This window comes from Evansella sp. AB-rgal1, assembly GCF_041820985.1.
Classification (GTDB): Bacteria; Bacillota; Bacilli; order Bacillales; family Salisediminibacteriaceae; genus Evansella.
This window is the reverse complement of sequence record NZ_JBGUAU010000006.1, coordinates 167,245-178,611: the sequence shown is the minus strand read 5'-3', so window position 1 is coordinate 178,611 and position 11,367 is coordinate 167,245. Positions and strand designations below refer to the sequence as shown.

The 11,367-nt window shown below is 34.3% G+C and carries 7 protein-coding genes; 5 read left to right on the top strand and 2 right to left on the bottom strand.

All coding sequences use genetic code 11. From position 1 onward, the window contains the following. Positions 1–21 precede the first annotated feature (21 nt). Positions 22–885, top strand: coding sequence for an AraC family transcriptional regulator (locus ACERII_RS06990; protein ID WP_373641093.1), 864 nt, complete (start codon positions 22–24; stop codon positions 883–885). Here ACERII_RS06990 and ACERII_RS06985 read toward each other — a convergent pair whose 3' ends face one another. Beyond that, a complete protein-coding gene (locus tag ACERII_RS06985) occupies positions 886–2,697 on the bottom strand; it encodes an ABC transporter ATP-binding protein (protein ID WP_373641092.1) in 1,812 nt (603 codons plus the stop codon). Beyond that, positions 2,698–4,482: an ABC transporter ATP-binding protein gene (locus tag ACERII_RS06980; protein WP_373641090.1), complete on the bottom strand. Its 1,785-nt coding sequence runs from the start codon at positions 4,480–4,482 to the stop codon at positions 2,698–2,700. It lies immediately after the preceding gene. Positions 4,483–4,969: 487 nt separating this feature from the next. Between ACERII_RS06980 and ACERII_RS06975 the strand changes: the two genes are divergently transcribed. From ACERII_RS06975 to add, 4 genes are all read left to right on the top strand, one after another. Continuing rightward, the gene (locus tag ACERII_RS06975) at positions 4,970–6,697 is read left to right on the top strand and encodes an ABC transporter ATP-binding protein (protein ID WP_373641089.1); all 1,728 of its coding nucleotides are present in this window, start codon (positions 4,970–4,972) and stop codon (positions 6,695–6,697) included. A gap of 62 nt (positions 6,698–6,759) precedes the next feature. Next, complete coding sequence (locus ACERII_RS06970; RefSeq protein ID WP_373641135.1) at positions 6,760–8,544, top strand: ABC transporter ATP-binding protein; 1,785 nt, start codon at positions 6,760–6,762, stop codon at positions 8,542–8,544. A gap of 121 nt (positions 8,545–8,665) precedes the next feature. Continuing rightward, positions 8,666–9,796: a TIGR04053 family radical SAM/SPASM domain-containing protein gene (locus tag ACERII_RS06965; protein WP_373641088.1), complete on the top strand. Its 1,131-nt coding sequence runs from the start codon at positions 8,666–8,668 to the stop codon at positions 9,794–9,796. 275 nt (positions 9,797–10,071) lie between these two features. Continuing rightward, a complete protein-coding gene (add, locus tag ACERII_RS06960; protein WP_373641087.1) occupies positions 10,072–11,109 on the top strand; it encodes an adenosine deaminase in 1,038 nt (345 codons plus the stop codon). Positions 11,110–11,367: the final 258 nt, after the last annotated feature.

The window sequence follows — 11,367 nt, the reverse complement described above, 5'->3', positions numbered from 1 at the left end:
AATCAAGAAAGGAGAGTTTTTATGATGAAACCAGGCGAAGTATTGTCCAAACTAAACGAATTAGTATATTCCATATTACTAGTTGGCTATAAAAAATGTAAAGAAAATGAACATTACTCGTGGGAACAATCCTTTCATTCCTTATGGTTTATAACGAAAGGAAAAGGGGAGTTATACATTGATGGAACTAGTTATCCTGCAGAAGCAGGGAAAATCTTTTTCTTGAAACCGAATATGAATTGTGAACGAGTTTCAGACACAGATGATAGTTTAGAATATTACTTTGTCCGATTTACTTATGCATCAGCTTATTTATACAAAGAACAGTGGACATTTGCAAGTGAAATTGAAAGTGAATTCCCTTTATTAGGTATGTACAACCTACAAAATCCACCACAGGTAATGAACTTACTAGAACAAATATACGAATTAAAAAAACATCGTGGTTCGATTGTAATGATGAAAAAGAAGCTTCTTTTTACAGAGCTGCTTTTAACGATTATTCAAGATTTTAAAGCACAAAAAATAACTGGTGATACTACAAACTCTATTGATTCTACAGTAGATTTTTTAAGTAGTCACTATCAAGAAAAGATAACATTGAACTATTTGTCACAACTAGCTGGGATGAGTGAAAGTCATTATTCTAGGTTATTCAAAAAGATTATTGGCTATAGCCCGATGGATTACTTACGTCATGTACGAATGGACCGAGCCAAGGAATTAATTGTGTTATCTGACTTTCGTTTAAAAGCTATTGCTCAAAGTGTGGGTTATCATGATGAATTTTATTTTAGTAGGACCTTCAAAAAAGTAGTAGGAGTTTCCCCAACAGAATTTGCGAAACGACATCGTACAAAGAGGAAACTCCCTGAAAAAAACTAGTTACGTAGTTGTAAACATATCATTGCTATACCGTTGCTTATTTTGTAATTCGTATAAACGATTATAAATGCCTTTTTGTTTAACTAGTTCTTTATGTGTTCCCTTTTCGCGTATTTCACCTTTATGCATAACGATAATATTGTCTGCATGTTTAATTGTAGATAGACGATGGGCAACTATGATCGTTGTTCTACCAATGGAGATTCGGTTTAATGCTTGCTGAACTAGTTGCTCCGTTTCTGTATCAATATTTGCTGTAGCCTCATCCAAGATAAGTACGTCTGGATTGAAGGCTATTGCACGTAAGAAAGATAGAAGTTGCTTTTGTCCACTAGATAATATAACACCTTGTTCACCTAACAGAGTTTCATAGCCATCCGGTAAGCCAATAACAAAATCATGTAGTCCAATTGATTTTGTTAACTCAATAATTTTATCGTTGGATAAATCTTGATTGTGTAAACGAATATTATGAAACACATCTCCTGTAAAAATAAAAGGGTCTTGTTGAATAATACCAATTTTCGTTCTAACATCATCTATTTTAAATTTTTTTATGTCTTGGCCATCTATATAAATTTTTCCTTTCTGTATATCGTAAAAACGATTGATTAGATTAATAATGGAACTTTTACCTGCTCCAGTAGCTCCGACAAACCCTACAGTTTCACCAGGTTTAATCTGGAAGTTAATATCTTTTAATACCCATTCCTCGTCTTGATAAGAAAAGAAAACATGCTGAAATTCTATTTTTCCATCTACATTGTTTGGGAAATATTTTGCTTTTGGGTCATTTTGAATAAGTGGGTTTTCTTCCATCATGTCAAAAATTCGTTCCGCAGATGCCATTGCCGTCTGTATTTGATTGTATCTATCCGCAAGAGCCATGATAGGCTGAAAAAATTGACGAATATAGTGAGTGAATGCATATACCACCCCAAATGTTAAAGAACTATCTAAGAGACCTACTCCTCCATACCAAATAATCACTGCTAAAGCTATATTTCCCAGAAATCCAATGGCAGGATTGAAAATGGAATTTACTATGGTTGCACGCATCCCAGCACGATAATGTTCATTATTTAGAGAATCAAACTGTTCAATTTGTTTCGATTCTCTAGTGAACAATTGAATAATTTTCATACCTGATAAATTTTCTGCTAAATTTGAATTTAGCTTAGAGAGAAGGAGTCGTGAATACCGATGAGCATTTCGAATAAGTTTTTTATAAACAAAAACTAATACCAGGAGAATAGGCATAACCATAAAGCTCAGTAACGTTAATTCCACACTCAAATGGAGGAGAATAATAACAATCCCAACTAAAATTAGCACTTCTTTTACTAAATTTACGATTACTTGGGAATAAAGTTGATTTAAGGCTTCCGTATCATGAGTAACGCGTGTTACTAATCTCCCAACTGGATTTCGATCAAAAAATTGCATATGCATTCGCGATAAATGATGAAATAACTTTTGTCGAATATCAAAAATAATAGATTGGCCTGTAAACTGCAAAAGTCTATCTTGGATGTAAGTAAGACTTGCTGTAAAAAAGATAGTAAGTGAAAATAATATACCGATAAAAATAAATCCTTGTAAACTTTCTTGTATTGAAGATTGAACTGTTAAATAATCATCGATCGCTACTTTTATTAAGTATGGTTGAGATAAATTTGCTACCACAAATAAAGATGCTAAAACAAAAGAAAGAAAGATTTTTTTCCAATAAGGCTTTGCATAAGCTAAAAGCTTACGAAGTAAATGGCGGTCTACAACGTTAACAATTTCCTTCTCCTCATGAATATTCATTTATTTCCTCCCACTCTTGACAAGTGAAAATTGGCCTACTTTTCTAGCAGAGGTTTCGTATCCAAACGTTTGTTTTTCATACATACTATTGTATATACCTTTATTGTTAACAAGCGTTTCGTGTGTTCCTTGTTCTACAATCTCTCCTTCATCCATTACAATTATCTGATCACAATGCTTTATGGACGAAATTCGATGACTAACAATAATGGTTGTCGTATTCTTCATCTTTTCTTTCATTCCTGATAATATTTTTTCTTCCGTCTGAGCGTCAACCGCAGATAAACTATCATCAAAAATTAGAATAGAAGCATCTTTTATAAAAGATCTAGCAATACTGATACGTTGCCTTTGACCACCTGACAAAGAAATACCTCGTTCTCCTAATGGTGTATCAAATTTCTTAGGGAATTCAATAATATTGCTATATACTTGTGCTAACTTTGCAGCTTCTGTCACTTCCATATCATCGTAAGGTGCTGGATCGAAAGCTATATTTTCTCCAATTGTAGAAGAAAAGAGGAAGTTCTCTTGTGGTACTATCCCAACCGATTTCCGTAAACGCTCGAGTGGTAGTTGAAAGATGTCGTATCCATCTATAAAAACAGTTCCCTTTGGGGGATTATATATTCTAAGTAAGAGGTTAATAAGTGTTGTTTTACCACTACCGACCTTACCAACAATTGCTAGACTTGAGCCGTTAGGTATATTTACATTTATATTCTTTAACGTTTTTTCTTCACTTCCTGGATAACGGAACGATAAATTATTGAAACGGATACTTCCCTTAATTTCTGTATCGATGACATTTTCTTCATCTTTGACTTCCGATTCAATAGCGAATATCTTCCGTAACCGTATATTGGATGCCCAACCACGTTGCAGAATATTAATAACTTTTCCTAAGTTTTCAACAGGAGCTATAAGTAAGGATAGGTATGTATTGAAAGCTACAAATTGACCTAAAGAAATTGTATTGTTCATAACGAGTAATCCGCCAAAAAAGATAGACAATAAATAGCTTAAACCTACTATTGCAATACTAGCAGATGTAAAAAGAGAGTTCGTTAATATTAACTGTTGGTTTGCTTTTACATTTTGATAATTATCATTCTTGAACTTATTTAACTCTTGCTTCTCTTGATTATAAGATTTTACTACACGAATACCAGAGCAAAACTCTTGAGTAGTACTAGTAAGATTACTTATCGCTTCTTGCACTTTTGTAGAACGATCTTGTATCTTAAACCGGAATTTATAGGCTAGAAATGTTAATCCTGGAAGTGGTAAGATGACGACGAGTGTTAACCATGCATTAATTGTAGTTCCCATCATAGTGACAGCAACAGCAATTAAAATAACAACTTCAATAGTTAAAAAAATCCCCCCCATTGCTACTTCTCTAATTACATTTACATCGTTAATAGCATGAGACATTAAGTCTCCGATACGTTGTTTATTATAGTATTGTGCAGGGAGTTTTACCCAATGTTTAAATAAACGCATTCGAACCTTTTTCTCTAATAATCGAGATAAACGAAAGATATAAATTCTACTACATGATCGAAAAGTCGCTACACCTAACCCAACAAGAACTACACTAATAGATAGTTCATAAAGGAGGGGATTAGTTAATGTGGATTCTTGAACACTATCTGTAAAACGCTCTAAATAGGTGGGGATTTGGAGCTGAAGGACACTAGAGATGGACAAAAGCATCATACCGAACAAGTATTGCCATTTATGTTTTAGTAAATGACTTTTTACAATTGAGTCAGATTCCAAGCTTAATTCCTCCTAATTTTTAATGTAAGTAATGTTTGTAAAATAACAATATAAGTTATTGCACTAGGAAACCATGGATTTATTTATCAGCTTACATGGATTTTACTGCTTTCGTGTTCCGTAGGAGTTTTTCTGTCCTTGTACATTTCATAAAAATTTTATTATCATTACTTTTTTATCACATTATTTAAACTGCATGATATGTTATATGTCTGTGGTTAGTGAGAACGTGGGAGAAATATCGTTCATTTTTAGCTGGTTTGGAGGAAATCTCTAGATTTTGTCGAAATTTAAATGTTAAACAGGTATTCTTTTTACAAGGCTAATATACAAAAATAGAAGGAAAGGCGCATGATAAAGAAGAGAGAATAGACCGATAGATGTTTGCGAAGGCTTTACTTTGAGCTTATTATTTATTTAATGTCTTAATAATGATAAAAAATAATTCAAGAATACTAATACAAAGTTAAAAAGAAAGGGTAATTTTATGTTACATATGATTAAATATGTAAAGCCATACACTTTACATGTTATTTTAATTGTTATTTTAACTCTATCTGCCACGTTATTAGAACTATATTTACCAACACTAATGGCAGATGTAGTCGATATAGGTATCGTAACGAATGATATGTCTTTTATATTACAAACTGGAGGATGGATGATCGTATGTTCCATTCTTGCTGTGCTTCTTACTATTTTAGTAACCTTTTTAGCTTCACGTGTTGCACTAGGATTTGGAAAAGATGTTCGTCGAAAGTTGTTTGTTAACGTTGAAAACTTTTCGCTACAGGAATATGAGCAAATTGGTCCTGCATCCTTAATAACGAGAACAACAAATGATGTTAAGCAAATTCAAGACGTTTTAAATATGATTTTACGAATCGTCACAAGAGCACCATTGATGCTTATTGGCGGAATTATTTTAGCTGTTTCCCGTGATCCTGCGCTTTCCCTTGTTTTTCTAGCAGCATTACCTGTGTTAGCTGGAACGATATTTTTTATAAGTAGAAAAGCTATTCCGTTATTCGGAGAACTACAAAAAAGAACGGATCGATTAAATTTATTACTTCGTGAATCACTCATTGGAACCCGTGTGGTTAGGGCATTTAACCGAGTAAAGTACGAGAAGCAGAGATTTAATGTTGCTAATGAACAATTTCGGGATACAGGAATTAAAGTAAACAAAATAATGGCTATTCTCTTCCCGCTTATGCTTATTATTATGAATTTCACTAATATAGCTATTGTTTGGTTTGGAGCTATTAGAATTGATAACGGGCTTATGGAAGTAGGGAACTTAATGGCATTTTTACAATATGCCATGATGATATTAATGTCGCTTATCATGCTTTCCTATGCTTTTATTTTAATCCCAAGGGCACAAGCATCGGCAAAACGTGTGAATGAGATTTTGATGATTAACCCGGATATGAAAGATCCAATACAAGAGGCAATAGAGACTGGTTTACAAGGGCATCTTGAGTTTAAGAATGTCACTTTCCGATATAAAGGGGCTGAGAAACCTGCTATTGAAAACATATCCTTCCATGCAAAGCCAGGACAAACGACAGCAATAATAGGAAGTACTGGTGCCGGTAAAACAACGTTAGTACAACTTATACCAAGGTTTTATGACATAGAAGCAGGTTCTATCATGTTAAACGGAATAGATATTCGACATATGACTCAAAAGGATGTAAGAAAAAAGCTAGGGTATGTACCACAAAAAGCTTCTCTATTTAGTGGAACGATTGAGGAAAATATTCGTTTTGGAAAAAAAGAAGCTACTGAAGAAGATATCATTGCAGCTTTGGAAACAGCCCAAGCAATAGAATTTGTAAACGAAAAAGAAGATGGTGTTTCTACGTTTATAGATCAAGGAGGCGCAAATTTATCTGGTGGACAAAAGCAGAGATTGTCTATCGCAAGAGCGCTCGTTCGAAACCCTGAAATTTATGTCTTTGATGACAGCTTTTCTGCACTCGATTATAAAACGGATGCAAATTTAAGGAAAGCGCTAAAACAAAAAACGAAAGATGCAACTATTATTCTGGTTGCACAACGAATAAATACTGTGATGAATGTTGATCAAATTATTGTTTTAAATGAAGGGAAAATTGCGGGAATTGGTCCTCATGAAGAACTGTTAAAGAATAACACTGTTTATCAAGAAATTGTAGCATCTCAGAGAACGGGGGATGAGAGTGCATGACATCGAAAAAGAAATCCTCTCGTATATCGAATAATAGTGGAGCCGGAGCCGGGAAAGGTCCTATGTTTCAGGTAGAAAAGCCAAAGAATTTTAAAGTTACGTTAAAGCGATTATTAAGCTATCTTAAACCAAGAAGACTGCCATTAATAATCGTAGCCATTGCAGCAGTCTTTTCTACACTGTTTAATGTCATTAGTCCAAAACTTCTTGGTGATGCAACTTCGTCTCTTTTTGATAGTTTTATGGAAGGAACTGGAGTGGACTTTCCATTTATAGGGAAATTATTAATTGTTTTAATCATATTGTATTGTGCCTCTACATTTTTTGCCTTTATACAACAGTATATTATGGCAGGAGTTTCTCAACGAACTATTGCTGAAATGCGCCAAGAAGTGAATGAAAAATTAACAAGATTGCCAATACAGTATTTTGACAAGCATAAACATGGTGATGTGTTAAGTAGAGCAGTGAATGATATAGATAACATTAATACATCCTTACAGCAGGCACTTACTCAGGTAATTACTTCTGTGATTACTGTGATAGGTATTATTATTATGATGCTTGTTATTAGTCCATTATTAACGCTAGTCGTGTGTATAACGATTCCATTGAGTGTTATTGTTGTAAGAACAGTAGCTCAGTTTTCTCAAAAGCATTTCAAGAGTCAACAAAAAGAGCTTGGAAGTATTAATGGTCATATTGAAGAGATGTTTACTGGCCATCAAGTTGTAAAAGCGTTTGGCCAAGAACAGGATGCAATCAAAGAATTTGATTCCATAAATGATCGTTTATATAAAGCTGGTTGGAAAGCTCAGTTTATTTCAGGAATTATGATGCCGTTAATGACGTTTATAAGTAATATCGGATATGTATTTGTTAGTATTGCTGGTGGACTTCTTGTTTTAAATGGAAGTATACGAATCGGGGATGTACAAGCATTTATACAGTATTCACAACAGTTATCTCAACCAATGGTACAAGTAGCAAGTGTTGCGAATATGATTCAAGCAGCATTAGCGTCAGCAGAAAGAGTGTTTGCTCTTCTTGATGAGGACGAAGAAAAGAGAGAAGAAGTGTCAGACGTGAACCTAGCAAATTTACGAGGTCGTGTCTCATTTGAGCATGTACATTTTGGATATGAAGAAAATTCCCCAGTAATTAATGATATGAACATTGAAGTAGAACACGGTCAAACGGTAGCAATTGTAGGTCCAACTGGTGCAGGGAAAACAACTATTATTAACTTACTTCTACGTTTTTACGAAACGAACAAAGGCGATATTCGAATTGATAATAAAAGCATAAAGGACCTTTCGAGAGAAGAAGTCCGAAGTATGTTTGCAATGGTTTTACAAGATACTTGGTTGTTTAATGGAACCATACGCGAGAATATTGCATATGGACGTGAAGGTGCTACGGAAACTGAAATTATTAAAGCTGCTCATAATGCCTATGCAGATGATTTTATTCGGACGTTACCAAAAGGATACGACACAGTATTAAGCGAAGATGCTACTAATATCTCTCAAGGTCAGAGACAGCTAATTACTATCGCCAGAGCTCTTTTAAGAGATCCAAAAATATTACTGTTAGACGAAGCTACTAGTAGTGTTGATACACGTACAGAAATGAATATTCAAAAAGCAATGAAAGAACTAATGAATGGACGAACAAGCTTTGTTATTGCACATCGTCTATCTACCATTCGTGATGCCGATCTTATTTTGGTAATGAATAAAGGAGATATTGTGGAAAAAGGTACTCATGAACAGCTGATTGAGAAAAACGGTTTCTATGCAGAGTTATATTACAGCCAATTTTCTAGTAATGAAGAAATTAGTTGATGACTTTTAAAATGTGAACAATTCAGTACTATTCACTGTTTGTGATTTTCCTCACTACAATATGTTCGTATTTTGGATATGCTGAACCTATACTAATATTGTTATCTAGGAGTGGTAGTATATGTTTCCGCAAAATTACGATGAGAATCCTTTTATAGTAATATGGGAATTAACTAGAGCTTGTGAGTTAAAATGTTTACATTGTCGTGCTGAAGCACAATATCGACGTGATCCCTCTGAATTAACATTTGATCAGGGAAAAAAGTTAATTGATGATATTCATTCTATGAATAATCCAATGCTAGTTTTTACTGGTGGAGACCCTCTCATGCGTGAGGACGTTTTTGATATTGCATCATATGCAATCAAAAAAGGAATCCGCGTATCTATGACCCCATCAGCTACTCCGAATGTCACAAGGGAAGCAATGAAAAAAGCAAAAGATATTGGGCTAAGTCGCTGGGCATTTAGTATTGATGGGCCAAATGCAGAGATCCACGATCATTTCCGTGGAACTAGTGGATCTTTTGACCTTACCATGAATGCGATCAACTACTTGCATGAACTAGAGATGCCAATTCAAATTAATACTGTCATATCAAGATATAACTACGAGCACTTAGACGAGATGGCAGAATTAGTGGAAAAGCTAAACTGTGTATTGTGGAGCGTGTTTTTCCTTGTTCCAACGGGGCGTGGGCAAGAAAAGGATATGATTACTGCACTCGAGCATGAAAAAGTATTTCAGTGGCTTTACGATTTATCTAAGCGAGTCTCCTTTGATATAAAAACAACTGGAGCACAACATTATCGTAGAGTAGTGATCCAAAATAAGATGCGAGAGAAGCAGGCAGAAAGCAAAGGGAGTAACATTCAATATAGAGATGCATTAAAAAATGGTTCTACAGGGAAAATAGGTGGTCTCGGACGTGCTCCAAAAGGCGTAAATGATGGTAATGGTTTTGTCTTTATTTCTCATATTGGTGATGTTTATCCTAGTGGTTTACTTCCTATTAAAACTGGTAACGTAAAGGAAACTCCTTTACCTGACATCTATAGGGATTCTCCCATTTTTCAATCTTTACGAAACCCAAGTAGTTATAAGGGGAAATGTGGTGTGTGTGAATATAATGAGGTGTGTGGTGGTTCTAGATCAAGAGCGTTTGCTATGACTGGGGATTATATGGAAAGTGAGCCATTCTGTATTTATATTCCGAAAGAGTTAAGGAAAAAGAGTAGTGCAACTTCATAATTTAGTGATATGTAAAAAAACAGAGAATGCTAATGTAAGCTCTGTTTTTTTGTTTGCTAAAAAAACTAACAATAAAGTTGATAAATAGTTCATTTGATAGTAATATAGAAAAAATTTATAATTTCTTATTTATTATTATCTTACCTTAAAATACGTAATCTCAATTGGTGGTTAACTTATCTAATATTCCTAATATTGTTGGTTTGTATACCATTCGCTTCGTCAATCTTTGTTTCTGTAGGGAGTTGCCGTTTATATTGAAAGGGGTGTTTATGTTGGGAGATTCAATTTCTATTCTAGAGAGATTGCCGAAAGTGGATTTACATGTTCATTTAGATGGTAGTATTAAACCGGAAACTGTTCTTGATCTTAGTATTGAAGAAGATGTTTCCTTACCTTCAAACAATATAACCGATCTTCGTAATCTTTTAGGAATCCATGGGTCGTGTATTAGCTTACGAGAATATTTAAGTAAGTTTGAACTTGTTTCCAAGCTTCTTCACTCAGAAAGAGCCTTAGAACGAGTTGCTTTTGAAATCGTTGAGCAAGCTAGTGCTCAAAATTGTAAGTATATAGAAGTCCGTTTTGCCCCACAACAACATAGAGAGAAAGGCTTACGGATTGACGAAGTACTTCAAGCTGTTATTCGAGGGTTAAAAAGAGGTAACGAGACTTTCGATGTGAAAGCACGTGTAATTGCATGTTGTATGAGGCATCATTCTATAAAACAAAATATGGAGGTTATTGAAGTAGCATCCCATTTTCTTCATAAAGGGCTTGTGGCAGTGGACTTAGCAGGAGACGAAGCGGAATATCCTGCATATCTACATCTTGAAGTTTTTCAATATGCGAATAAAAAAGGTATTCCAGTTACAATTCACGCTGGAGAAGCAGGTGGGCCCGAGAATATATACGATGCTGTTACAAAACTATGTGCCAATCGAATTGGACATGGAGTAAGACTTCGTGAAAATCAAAAAATTTATGACTTTATCCGTGATCAAAAAATCCCGTTAGAAATGTGCCCCATTAGTAACATTCAAACGAAGGCTTCAAAAAGTTGGTCGGATTATCCCCTAAAAGAATATTATGAAAAAGGGATCAATATAACAATTAATACGGATAATTTAACGGTTTCTAATACGAATCTTGTGAAAGAATATAAGATAATAATGGAAAAATATAAATTTACGTTGAAAGACATAAGTAACTTTATACTAAATGGCTTACAGGCATCTTTTCTACCTGAAGGGGAGAAAAAAATGTTAACAGATAAATATAGGGAAGAATTTCTAAAAGTTGGTCTTTATTAGAACAGGTAAGACAAGGTAAGAGAAGGTAAGAGAAGGGTATGTCAAAAGGTTAGTCCTTAATTGATATATCCTTTTTATTTTGATTTTGTAACTTGGTGGGAGAACATGGACCATACGTCTATTGATTGTACCATTCCTCAATTAGTGTTTTCTCTTATCTGGGAGAGGTTGCAAGTAACTTGACTGCTCCTTAAAAAAAGAGCAATGTTAAGTAAAAATAAACTAAATAAAGCAAACCATGCATTTGAATTAGATAAA